Source organism: Serratia sp. CY47280 (assembly GCF_052168655.1).
Classification (GTDB): Bacteria; Pseudomonadota; Gammaproteobacteria; order Enterobacterales; family Enterobacteriaceae; genus Serratia; species Serratia bockelmannii.
Genome location: NZ_JBJNMG010000001.1, coordinates 702,337 through 725,660 on the forward strand (window position 1 = coordinate 702,337; position 23,324 = coordinate 725,660).

General features: G+C 60.8%; 20 protein-coding genes and 1 riboswitch. Of the genes, 8 read left to right on the forward strand and 12 right to left on the reverse strand.

Annotated elements, in window-relative coordinates; translation table 11 throughout:
• Positions 1-47: 47 nt before the first annotated feature.
• The 5 genes from ACJ8J4_RS03355 to ACJ8J4_RS03375 all read right to left on the reverse strand — a co-directional run bounded on the left by ACJ8J4_RS03355 (position 48) and on the right by ACJ8J4_RS03375 (position 4,594).
• Complete coding sequence (locus ACJ8J4_RS03355) at positions 48-1,385, reverse strand: D-serine ammonia-lyase (RefSeq protein WP_197770326.1); 1,338 nt, start codon at positions 1,383-1,385, stop codon at positions 48-50.
• A gap of 109 nt (positions 1,386-1,494) precedes the next feature.
• Entirely contained in the window at positions 1,495-2,184 is a 690-nt protein-coding gene (locus ACJ8J4_RS03360; RefSeq protein WP_025302903.1) for a VIT1/CCC1 transporter family protein, read from the reverse strand.
• Positions 2,185-2,211: 27 nt separating this feature from the next.
• On the reverse strand, positions 2,212-2,685 hold the full coding sequence (locus ACJ8J4_RS03365; RefSeq protein ID WP_025302904.1) for a VOC family protein: 474 nt from the start codon (positions 2,683-2,685) through the stop codon (positions 2,212-2,214).
• An 11-nt stretch (positions 2,686-2,696) separates the two neighbouring features.
• Positions 2,697-3,047 carry a DUF1428 domain-containing protein gene (locus ACJ8J4_RS03370; protein WP_025302905.1) on the reverse strand — a complete coding sequence of 117 codons (351 nt, stop codon included), beginning with the start codon at positions 3,045-3,047 and terminating at the stop codon, positions 2,697-2,699.
• A gap of 104 nt (positions 3,048-3,151) precedes the next feature.
• Positions 3,152-4,594, reverse strand: a complete 1,443-nt coding sequence (locus ACJ8J4_RS03375; protein WP_049295670.1) for a GGDEF domain-containing protein — start codon at positions 4,592-4,594, stop codon at positions 3,152-3,154.
• 387 nt (positions 4,595-4,981) lie between these two features.
• Here ACJ8J4_RS03375 and ACJ8J4_RS03380 point away from each other — a divergent pair, with 387 nt between their 5' ends.
• The gene (locus tag ACJ8J4_RS03380) at positions 4,982-7,120 is read left to right on the forward strand and encodes a TonB-dependent siderophore receptor (protein ID WP_264383553.1); all 2,139 of its coding nucleotides are present in this window, start codon (positions 4,982-4,984) and stop codon (positions 7,118-7,120) included.
• 49 nt (positions 7,121-7,169) lie between these two features.
• Here ACJ8J4_RS03380 and ACJ8J4_RS03385 read toward each other — a convergent pair whose 3' ends face one another.
• Entirely contained in the window at positions 7,170-7,985 is an 816-nt protein-coding gene (locus ACJ8J4_RS03385) for an alpha/beta fold hydrolase (RefSeq protein WP_099817252.1), read from the reverse strand.
• A 129-nt stretch (positions 7,986-8,114) separates the two neighbouring features.
• Here ACJ8J4_RS03385 and ACJ8J4_RS03390 point away from each other — a divergent pair, with 129 nt between their 5' ends.
• Entirely contained in the window at positions 8,115-8,282 is a 168-nt protein-coding gene (locus ACJ8J4_RS03390; protein ID WP_164550866.1) for a hypothetical protein, read from the forward strand.
• Positions 8,283-8,330: 48 nt separating this feature from the next.
• Here ACJ8J4_RS03390 and ACJ8J4_RS03395 read toward each other — a convergent pair whose 3' ends face one another.
• Entirely contained in the window at positions 8,331-10,760 is a 2,430-nt protein-coding gene (locus tag ACJ8J4_RS03395; RefSeq protein WP_065424061.1) for a DUF3772 domain-containing protein, read from the reverse strand.
• A 450-nt stretch (positions 10,761-11,210) separates the two neighbouring features.
• On the opposite strand from ACJ8J4_RS03395, the gene ACJ8J4_RS03400 reads away from it, so the two are divergent.
• The 3 genes from ACJ8J4_RS03400 (at position 11,211) to ACJ8J4_RS03410 (ending at position 14,341) form a co-directional block, all read left to right on the forward strand.
• Positions 11,211-12,941 (forward strand): ABC-F family ATP-binding cassette domain-containing protein, encoded by a 1,731-nt coding sequence (locus tag ACJ8J4_RS03400; protein ID WP_099817251.1) that lies wholly within the window; start codon positions 11,211-11,213, stop codon positions 12,939-12,941.
• Between the two features lie 47 nt (positions 12,942-12,988).
• Positions 12,989-13,429: a GNAT family N-acetyltransferase gene (locus ACJ8J4_RS03405; protein ID WP_169540893.1), complete on the forward strand. Its 441-nt coding sequence runs from the start codon at positions 12,989-12,991 to the stop codon at positions 13,427-13,429.
• A 66-nt stretch (positions 13,430-13,495) separates the two neighbouring features.
• Complete coding sequence (locus ACJ8J4_RS03410) at positions 13,496-14,341, forward strand: inositol monophosphatase family protein (RefSeq protein WP_148123463.1); 846 nt, start codon at positions 13,496-13,498, stop codon at positions 14,339-14,341.
• Here the strand turns inward: ACJ8J4_RS03410 and ACJ8J4_RS03415 are convergent.
• The 5 genes from ACJ8J4_RS03415 to ACJ8J4_RS03435 form a co-directional block, all read right to left on the reverse strand.
• Positions 14,284-15,660 carry a cation diffusion facilitator family transporter gene (locus tag ACJ8J4_RS03415; protein ID WP_060433122.1) on the reverse strand — a complete coding sequence of 459 codons (1,377 nt, stop codon included), beginning with the start codon at positions 15,658-15,660 and terminating at the stop codon, positions 14,284-14,286. The genes ACJ8J4_RS03410 and ACJ8J4_RS03415 overlap by 58 nt on opposite strands.
• A gap of 26 nt (positions 15,661-15,686) precedes the next feature.
• Positions 15,687-15,866, reverse strand: coding sequence for a hypothetical protein (locus ACJ8J4_RS03420; protein ID WP_025302915.1), 180 nt, complete (start codon positions 15,864-15,866; stop codon positions 15,687-15,689).
• A 107-nt stretch (positions 15,867-15,973) separates the two neighbouring features.
• Positions 15,974-16,066: a protein MgtS gene (gene mgtS / locus ACJ8J4_RS03425; RefSeq protein ID WP_004938109.1), complete on the reverse strand. Its 93-nt coding sequence runs from the start codon at positions 16,064-16,066 to the stop codon at positions 15,974-15,976.
• 132 nt (positions 16,067-16,198) lie between these two features.
• Positions 16,199-17,221 (reverse strand): magnesium transporter, encoded by a 1,023-nt coding sequence (locus ACJ8J4_RS03430; protein WP_025302916.1) that lies wholly within the window; start codon positions 17,219-17,221, stop codon positions 16,199-16,201.
• A gap of 75 nt (positions 17,222-17,296) precedes the next feature.
• Positions 17,297-17,470: riboswitch (M-box (ykoK) riboswitch) on the reverse strand.
• Positions 17,471-17,612: 142 nt separating this feature from the next.
• A complete protein-coding gene (locus tag ACJ8J4_RS03435) occupies positions 17,613-19,232 on the reverse strand; it encodes an ABC transporter substrate-binding protein (protein ID WP_197835930.1) in 1,620 nt (539 codons plus the stop codon).
• A gap of 411 nt (positions 19,233-19,643) precedes the next feature.
• Here ACJ8J4_RS03435 and ACJ8J4_RS03440 point away from each other — a divergent pair, with 411 nt between their 5' ends.
• From ACJ8J4_RS03440 to ACJ8J4_RS03450, 3 genes are read left to right on the forward strand one after another with little or no spacing between them, the layout of a single operon-like run.
• Positions 19,644-20,660: an iron ABC transporter substrate-binding protein gene (locus ACJ8J4_RS03440; RefSeq protein WP_043143486.1), complete on the forward strand. Its 1,017-nt coding sequence runs from the start codon at positions 19,644-19,646 to the stop codon at positions 20,658-20,660.
• 33 nt (positions 20,661-20,693) lie between these two features.
• Positions 20,694-22,277 (forward strand): ABC transporter permease, encoded by a 1,584-nt coding sequence (locus ACJ8J4_RS03445; protein WP_264383554.1) that lies wholly within the window; start codon positions 20,694-20,696, stop codon positions 22,275-22,277.
• Positions 22,274-23,311 (forward strand): ABC transporter ATP-binding protein, encoded by a 1,038-nt coding sequence (locus ACJ8J4_RS03450; RefSeq protein WP_025302920.1) that lies wholly within the window; start codon positions 22,274-22,276, stop codon positions 23,309-23,311. Before ACJ8J4_RS03445 ends, ACJ8J4_RS03450 begins: the two co-directional genes overlap by 4 nt.
• Positions 23,312-23,324 lie beyond the last annotated feature (13 nt).

The following is a 23,324-nucleotide window of genomic DNA, read 5'->3' on the forward strand; positions in this document are numbered from 1 at the left end:
CGCACGACAGACAATCAGGGGCGATTTTCGCCCCTTTTTACTGTGCCTTACTCCGCCGCCTGCCCGGCGGCGAGGTACTTCGCCATTTCCGCCGACGGCACCATGCCGCCGCCGGTCGCCCACACCAGATGCGTCGCCTGCGCCAGGTGCTCGGCGCTGATGCCTTGCTCGCTGAGCGCCTTCGCATGGGCGGCAACGCGCCACGGTCCGGCCATGCCCGCCAACGCGGACGGCTCCAGTTGGATATGCTCGTACCGGTCCAACAACCCGAGCAGCGCAAACATCTCTTCATCGCTGAGAGTGTAAAACGCGTTCAGCAGACGTTCCATCGCCCGGCCGACAAAGCCGGAGGCGCGCCCCACCGCCAGCCCGTCCGCCGCCGTGCGGTTGTCGATGCCGAGATCTTGCACCGCAATGCCGTCATGCAACCCGCTGTAGACGCCGAGCAGCATGCAGGGCGAATGGGTCGGTTCGGCAAAAATGCAGTGAACGTGATCGCCGAACGCCAGCTTGAGGCCAAAGGCCACACCGCCCGGCCCGCCGCCAACGCCGCACGGCAGATACACGAACAGCGGATGCTGCGCGTCCACCACAATGCCCTGTTCGGCAAACTGACGCTTCAGGCGACCGCCGGCCACCGCGTAGCCGAGGAACAGGGTTTGCGAGTTTTCATCATCGATAAAGAAGCAACTCGGATCGTCCGCCGCCTGTTTGCGCCCTTGTTCGACCGCCACGCCGTAATCGTCGGCGTACTCCACCACCGTCACGCCATTTTCGCGCAGCTTCTGTTTTTTCCACTCTCGCGCGTCCGCCGACATGTGCACGCTGACGTCAAACCCCAACCGGGCGCTGATGATGCCGATGGATAATCCCAGATTGCCGGTCGATCCGACGGCGATGCGGTACTGGCTGAAGAATTGACGGAACTCGTCGGAAAACAGCCGGGCGTAGTCGTCGCCGGTGTGCAGCAGCCCCGCCTCCAGCGCCAGCTTTTCCGCGTGCGTCAGCACCTCATAGATGCCGCCGCGCGCCTTGATCGAGCCGGAAATCGGCAGATGGCTGTCCTTTTTCAACAGCAGGCGTCCGCCCAACGTCTGCCCATAGCGCCGATCCAACGCGAGCTGCATGACGGGGAGCGCCACCAGCTCGGACTCGATGATCCCCTTTGTGGGTTGGGTTTCCGGGAAGGCGGCGGCGAGATAAGGCGCGAAGCGCGCCAGGCGCTGCTCCGCGTCGGCGACGTCGGCGGCAGTCAACCCGACGTGGGGCAGCCCTGCGGCCAACGTTGTCGCGCGTGGATTGAACCAGGTGATTGGCTCTAGCGCGACCATGCGTTGCAACAGCGGATGCTGGGCGACCCACGATAGGATCTGTGATTTCTGCATAAGTGTCCCTGACTGAGGTTGGCGTTGCCGTCACCTTGCCGCGAACGCCGGCGGCTGACAAATGATAAATTCTGAGCTTGAGGTGCAATAGATTGATGCAAGTGCGACGTTAGCCGGCCGTCACGCCAAACAGCAGGCCGACGCCGGAAGAAACCGCCATCGCCAGTGCGCTCCAGATGAGGATGCGCGCCACGCCCGGCAAGATCGGCGCCCCGCCGGTTTTCGCGGCGATGCCGCCGAGAACGCCGAGGGAAATCAGCGCCGACGCCACCAGCGCCGGCCGCGTCCAGGCGACCGGTACCCACAGCGCCACCAGCAGCGGCAACAGCGCGCCGAGAGAGAAACTCAGGGCCGACGCCAACGCGGCCTGCAGCGGCCGGGCGCGGGTGGCAGAGGAAATGCCCAGCTCGTCGCGCGCGTGGGCCTCCAGCGCATCATGCGCCATCAGCTTTTCCGCCACCTGCCGGGCCAACGCCGGATCCAGACCGCGATGCACGTAGATTGACGTCAGTTCGCGAAACTCCCCCGGGTAGTCTTCAAGCAGTTCCGCCTGTTCCTCCGCCAGCGCGGCCTTTTCGGTATCCGCCTGAGATGATACCGACACATACTCGCCGGTGGCCATCGACATTGCGCCGGCCACCCACCCGGCGACACCGGCGATCATCAGCGCGGAATGCGAGGCGCTGGCCGCCGCGACGCCCAGCAGCAGGCTGGCCGTTGAAACGATGCCGTCGTTGGCGCCGAGCACCGCCGCCCGCAGCCAGCCGATGCGTTCAATACTGTGCCGTTCTCGGTGCATCCGTTCTCTCCCTCAGTGAGCGTTGCACTACTCGCGCGCCGCCGCTTCCAACCCGGCGATGTCGATTTTGCCCATCAACAGCATCGCTTCCGTGACACGCCGCACGCGGGCGGCGTCGGGATCGTTCATCAACTCCGTCAGGCGCCGCGGCACGATCTGCCAGCACAGCCCCCAGCGATCGCGCAGCCAGCCGCACTGCTCCGCCTCGCCGCCCTCGCTCAGCGCGCCCCACAGCCTGTCGACCTCCGCCTGATCGTCACATTCCACCATCACGGAGAAGCTGTGATTGAACGGATCCAACGGCCCGGCTTCGATCGCCGCATAGCGCTGGTCGCCCAACGTGAAGGAAGCCAGCTTCACGCTGCCGGCCGGGCCGCTCGGCGTATCCGCCGGCAGCTCGGAAAACCAGTTCACGGACGAACCGGGGATCAACGCGACATAGCAATTCAGCGCCGCTTCCATGTCTTTTTCAAACCACAGATGTTGCGTAATTCTGGCCATCTGTGCCTCCTTTACGCATCGAGGATCGGCGCGAAACCGCCGAAGATCATGCGTTTGCCGTCGAACGGCATCTCGCCCAGCGCTTTCATGCGCGGGTCGTTCATCATTTTTTCGTTGGCGGCGTCACGTACCGCCTTGGAGGGGTACTCTATCCAACTGAACACCACCACTTCGTCTTCCTGGGCTTTCACCGCGCCGCGAAAGTCGGTAAGTTTGCCGTCGGGCACGTCATCGCCCCAACATTCCACGATGCGCGTGGCGCCAAACTCTTTGAACAGCGGCGCCGCTGCGGCCGCCAACCGGTGATAGGCCTCCTTATTGGCGGCCGGTACCGCCACCACAAACCCGTCTACGTATTTCATTCTGGCATCCTCTTGTCTGATTAAGGACAGTCGGTTCGGCGCAGGCGGAAATGCCCGCGCCCCCTACCAGTTTAGACGGCCGGGGCAGAGCGCGGATCGGAAGTTCAGCGGCCATGAGCAGCCGGCGGAGACGATTCCGGTGTGGCAACCCGGTTACGGCCGGCGTTTTTCGCTTTGTACACCGCCAGATCCGCCAGCTTCAGCAGATCCGCCAGGCTTTGGCCGGCGCCGCCCGGGCAGGTCACCATGCCGATGCTGACGGTGATCTGCAGCGGATGCCCGGCCGGCATGAGGATAGACTCCGTTTCGATGCGTTGCCGCAGGCGTTCGGCCAATTGCCATCCTTGCTGCGGCTGGCCGAGCGTCGAAACGATGGCGAACTCTTCGCCCCCCATGCGGCCGAACAGGTCACCGACGCTCAGATCGGCGGCGATCGCGCGGGTAAAGGCCATCAGTGCCTGATCGCCGCCGGCATGGCCAAAACGGTCATTAATCGATTTGAAATAGTCGATATCGAGCATCATGACGCACACCAGCTCGCCCTTTTGGTCTATCAACCGTTCGCCGCGCTGCATAAACGCATTGCGCGTCAGCACGTGCGTTAACGCATCGTGATTCGCCACGTGCTCCAGCGTGCGCAGCAGCGCATTGCGCGCATAGTTCATGCTGGCCACGGCGATGGGCCCCAGCGCCAGCAGCGCGATGCCCAAACGCATCGATACCGCGTTTTGCAACACCTTCATGTCGAGCGTCGTGCTAAGCAACCCGAAATCGATCGCCAGATGGCACCACAGCACATAAATCAGCACCGCAATCATGGTGCAGAACAATGAGAAGGACATCGCCAGCCATAGCAGCACCGGCATGGGAAAGATCACCGCCCCGGGGCCGCCGATCAGCACGCTGCACACCGCCGCCAGTAACAGCAGCGCCAATACCGTGAGTTTTCGCCCCGCGCGCGGCCAGTGGCTGCGCTGGGTGAACAGGGCGCCGGCCGCCGCAAGGCGACGTCGCCAATCGGCGGGAAACGCCAGAATAAACGGCATCAGCGTGACGTAGTTGGTGAATTCGGACGAGAACCACAGCGCCAGCGAGGTCAGATACGGTCTGCCGAACAGCCACTGCGAAGTTGCGGCGCCCACCGCGCCGGTCGCGGCGGCGGCAGCCAGGCAGATACCGAACAGGTACATGCTGGACGTGCCGCGCTGCAACGTGCGCGCCGGCGGCGACAGCCGCATGAACAACAGATACCCCACCACGACGCCGGTCAGATTGGCGACGTTCAGCAGCAGCGTCTTTTGCAGCGAACTGCCGGTCAACAGATCCGCCGCCAGATAGCCCAGCACCGCCATGCCCCAGCCGGCCCGCGTAGCCCACTGTGGCCGCCGCACCAAAACGGCCAGCAGTACGGCGTTCACCGGCCAGAATATCGCCAGAAAGCTGCCGGGGCGACTCACGATGCCCAGCAGACACAGGGTGAACACCAGCAAAAAAATGATGAGCGCGGGCCAGATTTTCCGGGTATCGGACAACGAGGTGGTTTGCATCTTGGATCCAGAGACTTCCGCTAGCATAAAGTGACAGTCTGTTCGCGTCACAACCGTCGGCGATGAGGCGAAGATAAACGGCCGACCCGCCTATTATTGCCAGTTTTGCCTGCCCGGACACCTGTTTATTCATCAAGGGAAAATATATTTGTGTATCAATATATTGACAGAAATCCCCCTTCCGGCGAACAAACTGCCGCGCCCCTCCCGTCACTACGATCGTTATTGCCATCCAGCCGATTTTTTACCGGAAAAATGGCCGTCTTTTACCGTAAAGACAAAATTAAATCGCGCAGTGAAGGGATACAGGCATTCCCCACTATTCAAAACGCATAAATGATAATTATAATGATAATCGTTACTATTTATTATTTTTTACGGAATTATATGCGCCAGTCAGTTCTTCGCCACCCCAACAAAAACAAAAAAAATCACGTTTTTCGCTCGCTGCCCCTGTTCGCCGGCCTGTTCCCCGCCCTGGCGATCGCCGCCGCACCCGGCGCAAAAACGGAGGAATCCATTACGGTGACCGCCTCGGCCCAGCCTTCTGGCAGCTATAGCGCCGACACCGCCTCGACCGCCGGCAAGAGCGCAGCGCCGATCGACGAGGTGCCACAATCGGTCAGCGTCGTCACCTCTCAGGTCATTGACGACTTCCAGGTAAAAAGCGTCAATGACGCGATGAAGTTCGTCAGCGGCGTCACCCAGGGCAACACGCTCGGCGGCACGGAGGATGGCTTCGTCAAACGCGGGTTCGGGGTTAACTCCGACGGCTCGGTCTTCATCGACGGCGTGCGCAGCAACCAGGGGTTGAGCATGGACGCCACCACCGATCGCGTTGAGGTCCTGAAAGGTTCCGCTTCGCTGCTGTATGGCATCCTCAGCCCCGGCGGCGTCATCAATCTGATCAGCAAAAAACCGCAGTATGACTGGAACACCCGCATCAGCGGCGCCACCAACAGTGTTGGCGGCGGCAGCGGCAGCGTCGATGTGACCGGCCCGCTGGGCGGCGGCTTCGCCTTTCGCCTGATCGCCGAACGCCAGCACGCAGATTACTGGCGCAATTTCGGCAGCGACGAACACACGCTGATCGCCCCCTCGCTCAGTTGGTTCGGCGACCAGGCCTCCTTTAACATCGCCTACAGCGAATACAAGTACGACATTCCTTACGATCGCGGCACCGCATTTATCGACGGCAAACCGGTCGATGTGCCCTATGACCGCCGCTTGGATGACTACGCGAACCATGCCTGGGGCAAGAACAAACGTCTGAACGCCCATTATGAGTACGCGCTGGATCCGATCTGGACGACCCGCTTCAACTACGCCTGGCTGCAACGCCGTTACGACAGCAACGAAGTGCGCGCCACCGCGGTCGACACCACGACCGGCATCGTCTCGCGCCGCGCCGACGCCAATCGCGGTTTCAATCATCAAACCCACTATTACTCCTGGGATCTGACCGGTTCGCCGCAGCTGTTCGGCATGCAGCACGACCTGCTGCTGGGCGTGGACTACGAGAAGAATCAGACCTACAAGGCCTATTCCTACCGCGGCAAGGTCTCGAAGACCTTCAACATGTATGATCCGGTGTATGGCGAAACGCCGGTCACTGACAGCACCACTTACAGTGACGCGTCAAGCAACCTGCGCGCCACGCTGTTCAGCCGTTCCCTGTACGCCAAGGACAGCATTCATCTCACCGATCAATGGATCGCGGTGCTGGGGGCGCGCTATCAGTCGTATTACCAAAACAACAGCAACGGTTTCCAGAAACCGAAAAATACGCTCAATGACAAAGACGACCAGTTTTTGCCGCAGGCGGGGTTGGTGTATAAGCTGACGCCGAGCCTGTCGCTGTACGGCAATTACAGCCGTTCGTTCACGCCGTCCACCGCCATCGACGACAATGGCGACGTCGCTACGCCGGAAACCGGCACCACCTATGAGGTAGGCGGAAAATGGCAGATCACTCCGGCGTTCGACGCCACGCTGGCGCTCTATCGCATCGATGAAAGCAATATGTCGATCTTTATCAACGGCGTGACCCGCAGCATTCCCAAAGCACGCTCCACCGGTGCGGAATTGGAGTTGAACGGCGAAGTGGCGCCCAACTGGGATCTCACCGCCAACTACAGCTACGACAAAACCGAGATCGTCGAAGACAACCTCAATCCGACCAACGTCGGCAATCGGCTGGTCAACGCCCCGACCAACATGGGCGGCCTGTACCTCAGCCACCGCATGACGCTGCCGGTGGTGCCCGGCGAGGTGCGCATTGGCGGCGGCGCGCGCTACGTCGGTCGCCGCGCCGGCGATCCGGAGAACAGTTTCACCATGCCGGCCTATACCGTGGCGGATGCCTTTGTCGCCTGGGACAGCAAGCTGCTGGGGAAACATACTCAGCTGAAACTGAATGTGAAAAACCTGTTCAACCGCGAATACTATGCTTCCAGCGCCGGTAATTTACGCGTGATTGAGGGTGAGCCGCGCAGCCTGAGCCTGCAGGCGACGGTCGATTTCTAACCTGTCACGCCTTGGGCGCCGTTTGGCGCCCGTTTTCTTTGCGGCGGCCTCAAAACGCCTTGCGACACATCACATCGGCGAGAAAATCCAACAGCGCGCGGTTGAACACCGCTGGCCGCTGCAGCGGCGCGAAGTGGCTGACACCCGGCAGCATCACCAGACGGGCGCCAGGGATGCTGCGGCTCAAGTAGACGGCATGCTCGACGCGGATAAACTCATCGTGCTCGCTATGAACGATCGTCACCGGCACGCGAATGGCTGCCAATTCCTGTACGCGGTAGTCTGGCTGGCTGCTCATCATCAGGCTCACGGCAGCGACGAACGCGTCGAACTCCTCCGGCGTCGGCGACAAGGCGGCATAGTCCTGCGCATGACGCGCAAAACAGCGCTCCACGATGGGGTTGGACGCGGGCGGTTTAACGCCGCTGGCGTCCATATTGCAACCGAAGAAAAAAACGCCGTCCACCCGCTGCGGCGCCCGATGGGCAGCGATAAGCGCAACACAGGCGCCATCGCTCCAGCCCGCCAGCGCGGCGTGCGGGATCCGCAACGCGTCCATCACCGCCAACAGATCATCGGCCATGCGAGCGTAACGATACGGCCGGGCGTCGCGAGTGCTGCGCCCGTGCCCGCGGCTGTCGATGACCAGCACGCCGTACCCGGCGGCCAGCAGCGTCGGCAGCTGATACCCCCAGTTGCCGCTGTGGCCCAGGCCGCCGTGCAGCAGGATCACCGTCGGATCCGCGCCATAGGCCGCATACCAGATGCGCGCGCCGTCATGTTCGACATCACCCTGCTTGGTACAGGGCGGCAACGGCGGCGCACCCTGCGCGGCAAAGTGGGTCAAATCGTCGTCGGTTTGCATCTTTCCCTCCTCGTTCGCCGCCGTTGTGCGCCGAAACGTTATCAAAGGAGTATAGATTGCACCGGTGAGCGGTGCCGTTCGCTTTCCCGACATATACTTAAGGGAGGAATCGCAATGGAGGACGGTGAGATGAAGAAGATAATTCTCGTGTTTTTGATGCTGATGTTGAGCGGTTGTATCGGCGGAGGCGGCGGCCCATCGAATGCGCCTTCGGCATCGCCGAATGAACCTTACACCTGCACCAAATCCAGCGCCAACAGCGACTGCTCGCAATCGGTGGAGCCGTCGATGTACTAGCCACGTTCGGCGGGCCGTCACTTAACGGCCCGCCGCCTCAGGGCTGAGTTAGGAGGAGTGTTCCTCTTCGTTGGCCTGATACCGCGTCGCCTGCTGTTTCATAAACACCACTTCTTGCGGGCTGGACAGGCTCACTTCCTGCGCGCGCAGCAGCTTGAGGATATTGAACAGCAGTTCGCTCTTGGTGGCGCCGACCATGCGCGGGCTCGGCACGTAGCCAGTCACGCTCAGGATAATACCGTCCGGCCCCAGCTGGCTAAAGCGCACATAAGGTGCCGGCGTCTCCAGAATGGTTTCGTACTCGTTATAGGCGCTGAGCAAGATATTGCGCACCTGCTCCGGATCGATCGAGGTCGGGAACGTCAGCGCGATGGTCACTACCCCTTGCGCGTTGCCCATGGTGGCGTTGCGCACGTTCTGCGAGATCAGCTGCGAGTTCGGTACGATCATGGTGGAGCGGTCGCTGAGCTGGATTTCGGTGGCGCGCACGTTGATGCGCCGCACGTCGCCTTCCACGCCGCCGATGCCGATCATATCCCCGACCTTCACCGGGCGCTCGGTTAGCAGGATCAGGCCGGAAATAAAGTTCTTCACGATCTCCTGTAAACCGAAACCGATACCGACCGACAAGGCGCTGACGATCCACGCCAGGTTGCTCCACTGGATGCCGAGCGCCGCCAGGGTGATCAGAATCACCAGCACATAACCGATATTGCTGAACAGCGTCACCAGCGAGGCCCGGATGCCGACGTCCGAAATGGTTTTCGGCAGCAGCTCAGAGCCCAGCCAGCGCCGCACCGCGCGCAGAATGTAGATACCGATCGCCAGACAGATCACGGCGTTGAGCAGGTTGCCGGGCACGATGTTGAAACGCTGCAAGCCTTCGCCGGTCAGGATCGAGACGATTTTCTCCATCAGCGAGCCTGGCGTGGTGCTGCCGAACGAGCCGTTGAACAACGCGACGATCATCAACAGCAACAGCGAACATTTGGCCAGCGCGGTGGTGATGATCGCCACCTGTTCGAGATGGCGATCCTTGAAGCTGAGCGTTTTCTTCAGCATCTTGCCGCTGACGGTCTGCGGCGAAAACAGCGCGGCGCACAGGTCAGTGGCGAACAACACCATGAAGTAGAATGCCATCAGCACCAGCACCACCCAGATCAGCTGGTAGGTCAGGAAGCGGGCGAAGGCGATGTAACCCACAAGCAAGGAAAGCAGGATCACCACCGAACACACCAGGGTGACGATGTGCACCAGCCCGCCGACCAGCGTGCGTTTTTCCAGGTGCGCGCCCTGCTGCTCCAGACGGCGACGAATGCGCTGGCCGCGCAGCGGCGCCGCCAGCAGCACCATGCCGATCAATCCCGCTACCAGGCCGTTGCCGAAGATGGTGGTGGCCAATGAGGCGCTGACGACGTTGTTGATCAGCTCAACGGTGCCGAACGCCAGCGCCAGACCGGCCAGCAGCGGCGAGAAGTAACGCAGCCCGGCGGCCACTTCATTGTCCAGCGAAGCCAAACGCCACGACGGACGATTCAGCGACAGCGCCGCACGCCCCAGCCCGGCGATCAGCGCGCAGAAAATCCCCAGACGGTTAAAGCCTTCGGCGAAGTCTTCCAGCATCACCGGCAGCGGCTGCACGCGGATAAAAACGTAATACAGCAAATTCAGCGCGATCGAGGTAGTGAACACCGTCACGGCCACGGTGATGATCGCCATAAAGCTGCGGCGCAGGCGCCCGTCCGGCAGGAAGCGAATGCTGACCCAGGCGAGGAAACGCTCGGACAAATAGCGCCCCCAGGACCAGACGATCACCGCCAGCGCCAGCAACGCCAGCGTGCCGTACCGCCATTCGTCCTGCCAACTGGCGTCCCAGGCCGCTTTCATCTCGGCGTTGAACTGGTCCAGCCGCTGCACGTCATCCGCTGACGGCTGCACCACCGGCGTCCAGAACTTGACGCCCAAAATGCTGCCGGTGTTCAGCGCCAGCTGGGTTTTAAACGCTACCCGGCGCAGATCGCTGATCTGCTGCCCCAGGTCGAAAGCGCTGGTCTTGATGGCCTGCGCACGTTTTACCGCATCGTCCAGCTGCTTCTTGCTGCTGTTCAGCGCATTACGCTGCTGGGCGACAGCCGGGGTTTCCGGCAGCGCGCCGGCCGCCGGGGCCGGCCCCAACACGTCCAACTGCGCCTGCAGCTTTTCCTGCAGCGGCTGCAGATCGGCAGACAATTTATCCATGCTGGCGACCAGATCGTCGGTCGCCAGCCGCAGCTTGCTGAGCTGGGTGTCGGTGGTAGCCTTTGAAACCAGCTGCTTCATGCTGTCCAACTGCTTTTGCGCGGCTTTCAGCTGCGTAGCGGGATCGGGCGCGCTTTCGGCGGTGGGATCATCCTGGGGGGCGGCGACGGCGCCGAGCGGCGTCAGCTGCAAACCCAACAGCAATAACAACAACAGCAGGAACGAACGGGGCTTTAACATAAATTCAGTGCTCAGCATCATTATCTGATAGACAGACGAAAAGGCGGCGGATGAACCGTCGCTTAACCATAAACGCTAATTATAATAGCTGCTTAATGTCGGCCGAAATACAGTAATTATTCCCATTGTGTGCCACGCGCCCGTGCTCGCCTTAGCCTGCTGATTATTCAGGCGCTTTTACACTGGCGATACGGCATGAAGCGCTCTATACTCCAGCCACCGATTAACCTGCAACCAATAAAAGGAGACTTACTATGCTGACGTGTGAATTGGTTTTTCACTCACACTTCTTTGGTAATCGTCGCCGCTCAAGCATTACCGGTATCGTGCTGCGATAACCCAGCTTGAGCGAAGCTTACTAAAATCCAGGATCTTCCCTCCGGCTTACCGGGTTGTCGTCAGCGATGTTTGACGATAGGCATTGTCATGCCTGTAACTCTTGAGTAAGCAATGAGCACATTACTGTCTGCACAATCTGTCGGTTACGACAACGCGTTCGGCGTCCTGCTGAGCGAGATATCCTTCAGCCTGAAAAAAGGCGATCGCATCGGTTTGATCGGCGATAACGGCTGCGGCAAAAGCACCCTGCTGCAAATTCTCAGCGGCGACCTACCTGCGCACACCGGTTCAGTGACATTGTCACACCAATGTCTGATGGCGCGCATCGAGCAGCACCTGCCGCCGGAGCTGCACGCCTGCACCCTGCTGGATGCGGTGCTGGCGCGGCTGCCTGCGGGCCAACACCTCAGTGAACGCTGGCGCTGTGAAGCGTTACTGGCCGAGCTGGGGTTTGAACCGGCGAGCTGGACGTTGACCGCCGGCACCCTCAGCGGCGGCCAGCATACGCGGCTGCTGTTGGCGCGCGCGTTGATCCGCCAACCCGATCTGCTGTTGCTCGACGAACCCAGCAACCACCTGGACCTGCCCACGCTGCTGTGGCTGGAACAGTTCTTGCGCAGCTGGGCCGGCAGCTTCGTGCTGGTGTCGCACGATCGCTACCTGCTCGATCAGGTGACTAACTGCACCTGGATCCTGCGCGACAAAACGCTGCAGTTCTTCCGTTTGCCCTGCTCTGCGGCGCGCACCGCGCTGGCGGAACAGGACGCCGCGGACGAACAGCGGCGCTACGCCGAGCAGAAAGAGATAGACCGGGTGGAAAAAAGCGCCAAACGCCTGGCGACCTGGGGCAAGGTCTACGACAACGAAGATCTGGCGCGCAAGGCCAAGCAAATGGAGAAGCGCGTCGATCGGTTGAAGGAAGAACAGACCACCCTGACCGCCGGCAGCCCGTGGCGGTTGCGGCTGCAGGGAGAAGCGCTGGATGCCGATCGCCTGCTGGCGCTGCCGCACTGGGCGGTGCGCCCGGCGCCGGATGCGCCGGTGCTGTTCAGCCTCGAACATCTGCGCGTGAAAAGCGGCGATCGCATCGCCATCGTCGGGCGCAACGGCTGCGGTAAATCGTCGCTGCTGCGCCTGTTGTGGCGTGAGTATCAGCAACAAACGGAGCGCCCGGCGCTGTTCCATCCGCGCGTGCGCATCGGCTATTACGATCAGAGCCTGCAACAGCTGCGCGATGAAGACACGTTGAGCGACGCGTTGGCGCAGTTTGCACCGCTGACCGAGGAACAGCGGAAACTGGCGCTGATCGGCGCCGGTTTTCCTTACCTGCGCCACCATCAGCAGATCCGTTCGCTGAGCGGTGGCGAGCGTTCGCGGCTGCTGTTCGTCGGTCTGACGCTGGCCAACCATTCGCTGCTGCTGCTGGACGAGCCCACCAACCACCTGGACATGGCGGGCAAAGAGGAGCTGGCGGAAACGCTGCGCCAGTTCCCCGGCGCCGTCATGCTGGTTACCCACGACAGGATGCTGATCGAACAGAGCTGCAACCGCTTTTGGCTGATCGACCAGCAAAAACTGGAGGAGTGGCACGATCTGGCGCCGGTGTATCAGCGCCTGGCGGGCGAAGCGCCGGCACTCCCGACGGCGGACAGGGCTAATGCTGATGGCCCGACGCCGGACGATCGATTGGAAGGTGAAGAAGCGCTGTTGACCGCCCTGTTTGCCCTCGAAAGCAAATTGGAGGCCGACCTGGCGCGCAAGCCGAAGCACCAGAAACCGGAGCTTCAGGCGCGCTGGCGCCGCGAGATTGCCGACATCACCGCCCGGTTGCATCTGGGCTAACCTTGACAGGCCGCCATCCGGCGGCCTGTTTTTTGATGGAGTGCGACATGGCATTTTCCCTTGAGCAAGCCTCACTCTCGCAGCGGCCACTGCTGGCGGCCATGCTGTCCGATTGCCTTCGCGAGTTGGGCGCCGATGGAGATTACCCCTATCTGCCGCTCTACTGGCGCGAGGTCGGCCGCTACCCTTATTTGATGTTGAGCGATCGGCAAACCGCCGGTTTCGCGTTGGTCAGGCGCCTGGATAGCGCCACCGTCGAAATGGCGGAGTTCTACATCAAACCCGAATGGCGACGCAACGGGCTGGGACAACGGGCTGCCCGCGCCTTGTTCGTGCAGCATCCCGGCGGTTGGTCGCTGTCGGTCAGCCAGGATAATCCGCGCGGGCTGGCGTTTTGGCGCTCGATAATACCGGCCGAGGCCAAGACCGAACCGCTTTCAGCCCACGACGCCCTGATACTGCTACGTTTTTATTATCCGCCGCGTTGAACGACACATTACGTTCATTCTTTTATGGCAGAGTAAGTCGATTCATTCTTTGTTATCGAGCCTGCCATGCCGTTACTTTCCCCACAGGATATCGAAACGCGCTACCGCTTCGCGCGTGAGATCGCCCGCGCCGCCGCCGATCTCGCTTTCAGTTTTTATCAACGGCGGCAAAGCCTGGCGGTCGAGTTTAAACAGGGGCTGCAGGACGTGGTCAGCGAAGCCGACCGCCGCGTCGAAGCGCTGATCCGCCGCATGATCAATCGCCGGTTTCCCCAGGATGGCTTTCTCGGCGAAGAGAGCGGCAGCAGCGGCGAGCACGCCGCCTGCGTTTGGGTCGTCGATCCTATCGATGGCACCGCCTGCTTCCTGAACGGATTGCATACCTGGTGTATCGCGATAGGCGTGGTGATCGACGGCGAGCCGACGATCGGTGTGGTCTACGATCCCAACCACCGCGAGATGTTCCGCGCCTGCCGCGGCGGCGGTGCCTTCCTCAACGGGGAACCGATAGGCGTGCATGCCGGGCGCAGCGTTGCGGATGGCGTGATGGGCGTCGGGATATCACCGCGCGCCTCGGCGGCGGAATTCAGCGGCTTTCTCTGTCGCCTGCTGCAGGCGGGAGGAATGTTTGTGCGCAGCGGCTCCGGCGCGTTGATGACCGCCCAGGTGGCCGCCGGACGGCTGCTGGGCTATTACGAACCGCACATGAATGCCTGGGACAGTCTGCCTGGACTGGTGCTGACGCGCGAAGCCGGCGGCGTGGCGAATGACTTTATGCACAACAACGGGCTGCGGCGCGGCAACCCGCTGCTGCTGGCCAACGCGGTGCTCTATCCGCAGTTGGCCGCGCTGATTCAAATGCCGGGCTTGATCGGCTCGACGTGCCCTATCGCGCGCGTGATGGCCGGATAAAGCGCGCGCAGCCGCCGCTCGACCCGATCGACCGCATCGTGCGCGGCGGCGATGGTTACCACCGGCGACACGCGGCAGTGGAAGTTGACGATGATGCCGCCGTCGGTCTTGCGCGCACGGATGTTGTGTACGTCTTGCACATTCTCCCCCTGCTCCAGCGCCGATTGCAGGATACGGCGAATAGCGGCCAGCTCCACCGCATCGACATCCTCGCTGGTCAGCCAGTGCGGCGTCTGCGGCTCCAGGTGCGTCTCTATTTCAGTGTCTTCGCCGATCGCCTGGCGCAGGATCCCTTCTATCTCCGTGGCGATGTCATGCGCCTGCGCCACGCTGACGTGGGCCGGCACCGCCAAATCCATGCCGATCGCCATACGCGTCGGCAACTGCTGCAAGGTCACATTCTGCACCTGCGCGCCGTGGTTGGCGGCAATCGCCCGAATGCGCGTCGCCATGTCTTCGTCGCTGCGGGTCTGCGGCACCGCGATGACAGTGAATTCCGCCCTGGCGTACTGCTCCCGCAGCCGTTCGATGATTTCTCGCTTCAACGTATCGATGCGCTCCAGCGGCAAGGTGCGGCACACCGCCACCGTGATCTCGACAAACATTACGGCGCCGGCGTTGCGAATGCGCACGCTGTCGCAGGCCAGCACCGCCGGAAAGCTGTCCAGCGTGGCGCGAATCGCTTCGGTGGCTCCGGCGGGCGCAGTATCCATCAACGAGTCGAAGGAGCGTTTACCGAGCTTGATTGCGGCGACAAAGATAAAACCGGCGACGATCAGCGCGGCAATGGCGTCCGCACGGCCAAAGCCTAGCAGCACAAACACCATGCCCAGCAGCACCACGCCGGATGAAAGCATGTCGGAGAAGAAATGCAGCGCATCCGCCTCCAGCGCCGCGCTGTCGGTGGCTTTGGCGACGCGGTTGAGCGCCCGCACGCGGAAGAAATCGACGCAGATGGAGATCAGCAACACCGCGATCACCACCGGCGCCGCGACGATCTCATGCGGTTGCCCGAGCAGGCTGCTGCCCGCCTCATAGACAATCCAACCGGCGGCGCCCAGCAACAACAGCACTTCGAACAGCGCCGCCAGGTTTTCCACTTTGCCGTGGCCGAAGTGGTGATCGTCATCGGCGGGTTTATCGCTGATGCGCACCGCCAGCCAGGTGATGCTGGTGGCGATAAAATCGGTGAAAGAGTGGATCCCTTCGGATATCAGGCCAATACTGCCGGTAAAAATGCCGGCGACGAATTTGCCCGTGGCCAGCACCCCGCTGGCAATCATCGAGTTTCTGGCCACGGCCTGTTTTTCATTCTGCATGATGCTGCTCACATTCAGACGGTGATTTATTTTTTTACTTTAGCGGATAATTGCCAGACAAAGGCGATCAGCAGCATACTGCCAGAGAATGTCAGCATGAGGCTAGTAAGAAAATTGGATTTTCCGGTGGAATAAAAATAAATCTCATTAACGCCCACCGAGATCATTAAAATGGCGTAGAGCAATCCCAAAATAAGAATCGTCATTATTATCAACTCCCGTATCAGGCCGCGCGTTCAGCGCGCCACTAAATCCCCCCCATAATAAATAGCGGTTACGGGGAGGATGCATCTAGGCGGTTCTTTAGCGTTCATCAATCATCCCATTTGGTGCTCATATAGGCCGCCAACAGGCCCAGCGAGCTGATCATTGCCAGGAATCCCATAAAAATAGTCATGTTTCCCATTATTTTGTCCTCAGGTTAAATGTTATCGATAAAAGCCCCTTGCGTTAAATATCGGGGTTGGTCGGTATCCATGGTTTTTTAACGTCCTCCTCTTTTTGGCAACATTCCCGCGCTTTCAAGCGCGGGACCCGTTTAAATTCCCAGGACGTGCTGGGCGATTTTGAAATAAATAATCAGGCCGGTGCCGTCGATAAAGGTGGCGATAAACGGCGCCGACACCACCGCTGGATCGATACCGAGCCGTTTCAGCAGCATCGGGATGATCGACGAAACAATGGCGCTCCATACGGTGATCGCCACCAGCGACAGGCTGACCACCAGCGTCACCTCCATGCCGACGCCCATGATCCAGGCGCGCACCCAGGCCGCCAGACCGATGGTGACGGCGATCAGCAGCGAGGTCGTGACCTCTTTGCGGATCACCGCGCCCAGATTGCGCAGGCTGACCTCGCCCAGCGCCATAGCACGCACCAGCGTCGAGGTGATCTGGGTGCCGCTGTTGCCGCCGGTGCCGATCAGCAACGGGATGAAGAACGCCAGCGCAATCGCCGCTTCGAGCTGATCTTCAAACGCTTTCAGCACGTTGCCGGTGTAAGCTTCGGCCACGAACAACATCAGCAGCCACACCGAGCGTTTGCGCCACAGCGCCCACGGGCTGGTCTCCAGATAAGGCTTGTCCAGCGGCAGGCTCGCGCCCTGACGCTGCGCGTCTTCGGTGTTTTCATCTTCGACCAGCCGAGCGATCTCGCGCTCGCCCAGCACGCCGACCAGCGTGTTGTTCGCCACGACCGGCACCACGTCCAAACCGCCTTTGCCCAGCAGATGCGCCACGTCATTGCGATCGTCGTCGGGTGAAACCTGGAAATAGCTGTAATCCATCATTACGCCGACCGCTTTATCCTCATCGTCGCACTGCAGCAGTTTTTTCACCGACAGCGTGCCGCGCAAATGATAGTCGTCCGCGGTAATAAAGACCCGGGTGGGAATTTCGTCCGTTTTTAGCTGCGAAAGTAAATATTCCCGGGCATGCGTGACCGTCATCGTCGCGGGAACGGTAATAAAATCGGCGTTCATATAACCGGCAACTGAAGTTTCATCGAGAGTTTCAGTCGCGCGCAGCGCCGGAGAAGAAGAGTATTGATGTGACTTGATCATTTTGTCAGTCCCTATTTCTGTTGTGAACTTCAACAGCGAATCGCATAGGGGCGTAACCACAGAGGGAGTGCAGACTGCCTATCTCCGCGTCCAGGTTTTAGCACTATACAACGTATCCGAATTGTTGCTCGGAAGTTACTTTGGGCTGAACCTTAATCCGATAAAGCCTGTCTTAACCTTGGGCATCTCTCGATGTCGTCAGATCAGTAACCTGTGTTTGTATAGGAGCCTCGCCAAACGAGATACTGCATATAAACTACCGGCGCAGTATAGGCGTTGTTTTATCCGGCGGGAAGAAAAGATTGCCCGTCGTTTATGGAGTATTTAGGATAATTTTATTAAATGTGAATCTATAAAAACGGCTGATATAAATCAGCCGTTTTTTTATTTCTCAGTGCGCGAGAATGTAGACGTTTTTATCGTATAGCGCGCCCTGACGGGTAAAGTCGATCCCCTTCACGTAAGGTTTGACCAGCGTGGCGTTGGCTTCGTAGTACACCGGCGCGACCGGCGTATCGACGGCCAGCACCGCCTCGGCCTGCTGGAAATACTGCTGCACCTGCTGCGGTGTCGGCGCCGCCGTCGCCTGATGCAGAATGCGATCGTACTCCGGATTGCGGTATTTGGGGCTGTTTTCGCTGCTGTCGGAACGGAACACGTTCAGGAAAGTAGACGGATCGTTGTAATCCGCCAGCCATCGAGTAAAGGCCACGCCGTACTGCCCGCGGTTGATATTATCCAGCGTCACTTTACGCTCCTGGCTTTGCAAGGTGGCCTCTACCCCGAGGTTCTTTTTCCACATGGCGGCGGCGGCGATGACGATCTTCTTGATGGTGGCGTCGTTACTGTACAGCACGGTAAAGCGCAGCGGATGCTCGGCGTTGAAACCGGCCTGCGCCAGCAGTTGCCTCGCCTGGGCGTGCCGTTGTTCCGGCGTCCAGCCGGCCGCGGCGCCGGGCTGCAGGCGATAGCCGCCCGCCCTCGTTGGGGTAAAGGTCCAGGCCGGCTGCTGGCCATATCCCAGCACCTTGCCGGCGATGATCTCTTTATCCAGCGCCAGATTCAGCGCCTGACGCACCCGCACGTCGTTGAACGGCGCCTGGCGGTTGTTGAAGGCGAAATAGCTGGTGGAGAGCAGCGGATAGGTCACCAGCTGTTGCTCACCGAGCGTTTTTTTCAGCTGCTGATACAGCTCCGGCGGCGTGGTATACCCCAATTCCACCTCGCCGGCGCGAAAACGCGCCACTTCCGGGAATCCCTGTATCGGCAAGAACGTCACCTTGTTGAGCACGGTGTTGGCGTTGTCCCAATACTGCGGATTGCGTTCCACCACCACCTTTTCGTTCACCACCCACTGGCTGAGGCGGAACGCGCCGTTGCCGACAAAATGCGCCGGTTGAGTCCAGTTTTTGCCGTACTGCTCCACCACCTTGCGGTTAACCGGCAAGACCGGAAAATGCACCAGTTGTTTGAGCAGATAGGAGTTGGGCTCCGACAGCGTCACCTGCAGGGTGTGCGCATCCAGCGCCTTGACGCCCAGCTCGCTCGGTGGCTTGCTGCCGGCGTTGATCGCCGCCGCGTTCAGCACGTAGGCCGAAGCCAGATAGCTGCCGTACGGCGACGCGGTTTTCGGATCGGTGAGGCGCTGCCAACTGTAGACGAAATCGTCGGCGGTGACCGGATCGCCGTTCGACCACTTGGCCTGCGGCCGCAGATGGAAAGTCCAGACGTTGCCCTGGTGCTCCCACTTCTGTGCCAGCGCCGGGATCACTTCGCCGTCTTTTCCGACGCGCAGCAAGCCTTCGAACAGATCGTTGAAGATGTAGAACTCCACATTGCTCTCGGCCAGGTTTGGATCCAGCGTCGCCGGTTCATACCCGTTGGCGCGCACCAGTTCTTGCGCCGCCGCCAGTTTAGCGCCCGCCGGCACCTCGGCCGCCTGTGCGACCGTCGCGTTAAAAGCCAGGATGATTAAACCAGCCAATTTCTTGCCATTGAATGAATATTTCACGTCGATATCCCTGATGAGTGTTTTATCGCGTTCAATATGCAATGAGGCAGTGGAATAAATTAAATCATTAATCGCTATGAGTCATAACCAAAAGCGGTGTTGAATTTCTTTCATTATCAAAGGAGTACTGGTGACGGAACGATAAAGAACACGAGGATAAACGCGGAGACCGGCATTGCCGCCGGGAACGCCGTGAATCGGCGGTGACATAAATTCAGGCAATCAATATAGATTATTCCAGCCGAAGCTTAACGTATCCTTAGGGCAATTCATTTTGTGAGCGATCGTCAAAAATAATTTAATACGAATCGTTTTCACTATCATTATTGATGTTCTTGGCTAAAATCGGCCTGCTTGCGCTTGCCAGGCGATATTCGTTTTCTTCATTCGAACGCTAAAAAGGATAACTGCATGAAGCTGCGTATTTCATCTCTCGGCCCCGTCGCCCTGCTCGCCTCCTCGATGATGCTGGCCTTTGGCGCTCAGGCGGCCTCCGCCGACCAGGGCATCGTTATTTACAACGCCCAGCATGAAAATCTGGTGAAATCCTGGGTCGACGGGTTTACCAAAGACACCGGCATCAAAGTCACGCTGCGCAACGGCGGCGACAGCGAGCTGGGCAATCAGCTGGTGCAGGAAGGCAGCGCCTCGCCTGCCGACGTGTTCCTGACGGAAAACTCCCCGGCGATGGTGTTGGTGGATAACGCCAAGCTGTTCGCCCCGCTGGACGCCGCGACGTTGGCCCAGGTAGAGCCGCAATATCGCCCCAGCCACGGCCGCTGGACCGGCATCGCCGCCCGTTCTACCGTGTTCGTCTACAACCCGGCCAAACTGACCGACGCGCAGTTGCCGAAGTCGCTGCTGGATCTGGCCAAGCCGGAATGGAAAGGCCGCTGGGCCGCTTCGCCATCGGGCGCCGATTTCCAGGCGATCGTCAGCGCGCTGCTGGCGCTGAAAGGCGAGAAAGCCACGCTGGAGTGGCTGAAAGCGATGAAAACCAACTTTACCGCCTATAAAGGCAACAGCACGGTGATGAAAGCGGTCAATGCCGGCCAGATCGACAGCGGCGTGATCTATCATTACTACCCGTTCGTCGACGGCGCTAAAACCGGCGAGAACAGCAACAACATCAAGCTGTATTACTTCAAACATCAGGATCCGGGCGCATTCGTCAGCATCTCCGGCGGCGGCGTGCTGGCTTCCAGCAAGCATCAGCAGCAGGCGCAGGCCTTCATCAAGTGGATCACCGGCAAACAGGGCCAGGAGATCCTGCGCACCAACAATGCCTTCGAATACGCCGTCGGCGTCGGTGCGGCCTCCAACCCGAAACTGGTGCCGCTGAAAGATCTGGACGCACCGAAAGTAGACGCCGCGCAGCTGAACAGTAAAAAAGTGGTCGAACTGATGACCGAGGCCGGCCTGCTGTAAGGCCCGCCGGCAAACCGAGAGTTTTTGATCGTTATGTCAAACCTGAGTACCCACGCCGCGCAGACCGCGCGGCGTTATTCTGTTGTCCCCCTTCATCCGCGGCCAGGGGCGATCGTGGTGGCCAGCGCTGTGTTACTGTCGCTGCTGGCGCTGTTGCCGCTGGGATTCGTTATCGGCGTGGCGTTTGAAACCGGCTGGCAAACGGTCAAAGCACTGGTTTTCCGCCCACGCGTGGCGGAACTGCTGTTGAATACTCTGTTGTTGGTGGTGTTAACGCTGCCGATCTGCGCCGTGCTGGGCGTGGCCCTGGCCTGGTTGACCGAACGCACCACGCTGCCGGGCCGCCGTCTCTGGGCGGTATTGGCCACCGCGCCGTTGGCGGTGCCGGCCTTCGTGCAAAGCTATGCCTGGATCAGCCTGGTGCCGTCGATGCACGGCCTGGGCGCCGGCGTTTTCATCTCGGTGCTCGCTTATTTCCCGTTTATCTACCTGCCGGCCGCCGCCGTGCTGCGCCGCCTGGATCCCGGTATCGAGGACGTCGCCACCTCACTCGGCTCGCGGCCGCCGGCGGTGTTTTTCCGCGTGGTGCTGCCGCAGCTGAAGCTGGCGGTCTGGGGCGGCTCGCTGCTGATCGCGCTGCACCTGCTGGCGGAGTATGGCCTGTACGCCATGATCCGTTTCGATACCTTTACCACCGCGATCTTCGATCAGTTCCAGTCGACCTTCAACGGCCCGGCGGCCAACATGCTGGCCGGCGTGTTGGTGCTGTGCTGCCTGGGGCTGCTGTTGCTTGAGGCTCTCAGCCGCGGCCGCGCACGCTATGCCCGCGTCGGTTCCGGCAGCGCCCGCAGCCAAACGCCGCGTCGCCTTTCGCCGCCGCTCGCCGCGCTGGCGCTGCTGCTGCCGATCGCGCTGACCGCGTTGGCGCTGGGCGTGCCTTTCATCACCCTGGCCCGCTGGCTGTGGCTGGGTGGATTCGAGGTGTGGCGTAACGCCGAGCTGTGGCCCGCGCTGTGGCAAACGCTGTCGCTGTCCGCCGCTGGCGCATTGTTGATTACGCTGTGTGCCATTCCGATGGCCTGGCTGTCGGTACGCTATCCGGCCCGGCTGTATCGGGTGCTGGAAGGCTGCAACTACGTGACCAGCTCGCTGCCTGGTATCGTGGTGGCGCTGGCGCTGGTGACCATCACCATTCACAGCTTCCGGCCGATTTACCAGACCGAAATCACCCTGCTGCTGGCATATCTGCTGATGTTTATGCCGCGGGCGCTGATCAATCTGCGCGCCGGTATCGCACAGGCGCCGGTGGAATTGGAAAACGTGGCGCGCAGCCTCGGCAAATCGCCGGCGCAGGCGCTGTGGAGCACCACGCTGCGGCTGGCGGCGCCGGGCGCCGCTGCGGGCGCCGCGCTGGTGTTTCTGGCGATCGCCAATGAACTGACCGCCACGCTGCTGCTGGCGCCGAACGGCACCCGCACGCTGGCCACCGGATTTTGGGCGCTGACCAGCGAGATAGACTATGTCGCCGCCGCGCCTTATGCGCTGATTATGGTGGCGCTGTCGCTGCCGCTCACCTGGCTTCTTTACTCTCAATCTAAACGTACGGCGGGACTATGAGCACGCTCGAACTGCACGGTATCGGAAAATCTTACAATGCCATCAGGGTGCTGGAACACATCGACCTGCAGGTTGCCGCCGGCAGCCGCACGGCGATCGTCGGCCCTTCCGGCTCCGGCAAAACCACCCTGCTGCGCATCATCGCCGGCTTTGAAATCCCCGACGGCGGCCAGATCCTGCTGCAAGGGCAAGCCATGGGCAACGGCGGCGGCTGGGTGCCGGCGCATCTGCGCGGCATCGGCTTCGTCCCGCAGGATGGCGCACTGTTCCCGCACTTTACCGTTGCCGGCAACATCGGTTTTGGCCTTAAAGGAAGCAAACGCGAGAAACAGCACCGTATTGAGGCGCTGATGGAAATGGTAGCGCTGGATCGCCGCCTGGCCGCGCTGTGGCCGCACGAGTTGTCCGGCGGACAGCAGCAGCGGGTCGCGCTGGCGCGCGCTTTGTCGCAACAACCTCGGCTGATGTTGCTGGATGAGCCGTTCTCGGCGTTGGATACCGGCCTGCGCGCCGCCACCCGCAAAGCGGTGGCCGAACTGCTGACGGAGGCCAAAGTGGCGTCGATTCTGGTTACGCACGATCAGAGCGAGGCGCTGTCGTTCGCCGATCAGGTGGCGGTGATGCGCAACGGCCGGCTGGCGCAGGTGGGCGCGCCGCAAGATCTCTATCTGCGCCCGGTCGATGAACCGACCGCCAGTTTCCTTGGCGAAACGCTGGTGCTGACCGCCGAACTGGCGCAGGGCTGGGCAGACTGCGCATTGGGGCGCATCGCCGTCGACGATCGCCAACGCAGCGGCTCAGCGCGCATCATGCTGCGCCCGGAGCAGATTCAAATCGGTTTGTCTGATCCGGCGCAGCGCGGCCAGGCGGTGATCACCGGCATCGATTTCGCCGGCTTCGTCTCCACCCTCAATCTGCAAATGGCGGCCACCGGCGCACAGCTCGAGATCAAAACCGTCAGCCGCGAAGGCCTGCGGCCCGGTGCACAAGTCAATCTCAACGTGATGGGCCAGGCGCATATTTTCGCCGGCTGACTCTCTTGTGGCC

Bases quoted from the DNA above. Each gene is read 5' to 3' on its own strand.
- ACJ8J4_RS03440 (WP_043143486.1), top strand. From the start codon at position 19,644: ATGAAGCTGCGTATTTCATCTCTCGGCCCCGTCGCCCTGCTCGCCTCC.
- mgtS (WP_004938109.1), bottom strand. From the start codon at position 16,066: ATGGGAAACATGACTATTTTTATGGGATTCCTGGCAATGATCAGCTCG.
- ACJ8J4_RS03360 (WP_025302903.1), bottom strand. From the start codon at position 2,184: ATGCACCGAGAACGGCACAGTATTGAACGCATCGGCTGGCTGCGGGCG.
- ACJ8J4_RS03420 (WP_025302915.1), bottom strand. From the start codon at position 15,866: ATGACGATTCTTATTTTGGGATTGCTCTACGCCATTTTAATGATCTCG.
- ACJ8J4_RS03395 (WP_065424061.1), bottom strand. From the start codon at position 10,760: ATGTTAAAGCCCCGTTCGTTCCTGCTGTTGTTGTTATTGCTGTTGGGT.
- ACJ8J4_RS03365 (WP_025302904.1), bottom strand. From the start codon at position 2,685: ATGGCCAGAATTACGCAACATCTGTGGTTTGAAAAAGACATGGAAGCG.
- ACJ8J4_RS03415 (WP_060433122.1), bottom strand. From the start codon at position 15,660: ATGCAGAATGAAAAACAGGCCGTGGCCAGAAACTCGATGATTGCCAGC.
- ACJ8J4_RS03380 (WP_264383553.1), top strand. From the start codon at position 4,982: ATGCGCCAGTCAGTTCTTCGCCACCCCAACAAAAACAAAAAAAATCAC.
- ACJ8J4_RS03400 (WP_099817251.1), top strand. From the start codon at position 11,211: ATGAGCACATTACTGTCTGCACAATCTGTCGGTTACGACAACGCGTTC.
- ACJ8J4_RS03405 (WP_169540893.1), top strand. From the start codon at position 12,989: ATGGCATTTTCCCTTGAGCAAGCCTCACTCTCGCAGCGGCCACTGCTG.
- ACJ8J4_RS03450 (WP_025302920.1), top strand. From the start codon at position 22,274: ATGAGCACGCTCGAACTGCACGGTATCGGAAAATCTTACAATGCCATC.
- ACJ8J4_RS03375 (WP_049295670.1), bottom strand. From the start codon at position 4,594: ATGCAAACCACCTCGTTGTCCGATACCCGGAAAATCTGGCCCGCGCTC.
- ACJ8J4_RS03390 (WP_164550866.1), top strand. From the start codon at position 8,115: ATGAAGAAGATAATTCTCGTGTTTTTGATGCTGATGTTGAGCGGTTGT.
- ACJ8J4_RS03445 (WP_264383554.1), top strand. From the start codon at position 20,694: ATGTCAAACCTGAGTACCCACGCCGCGCAGACCGCGCGGCGTTATTCT.
- ACJ8J4_RS03410 (WP_148123463.1), top strand. From the start codon at position 13,496: ATGCCGTTACTTTCCCCACAGGATATCGAAACGCGCTACCGCTTCGCG.
- ACJ8J4_RS03370 (WP_025302905.1), bottom strand. From the start codon at position 3,047: ATGAAATACGTAGACGGGTTTGTGGTGGCGGTACCGGCCGCCAATAAG.
- ACJ8J4_RS03355 (WP_197770326.1), bottom strand. From the start codon at position 1,385: ATGCAGAAATCACAGATCCTATCGTGGGTCGCCCAGCATCCGCTGTTG.
- ACJ8J4_RS03385 (WP_099817252.1), bottom strand. From the start codon at position 7,985: ATGCAAACCGACGACGATTTGACCCACTTTGCCGCGCAGGGTGCGCCG.
- ACJ8J4_RS03430 (WP_025302916.1), bottom strand. From the start codon at position 17,221: ATGATCAAGTCACATCAATACTCTTCTTCTCCGGCGCTGCGCGCGACT.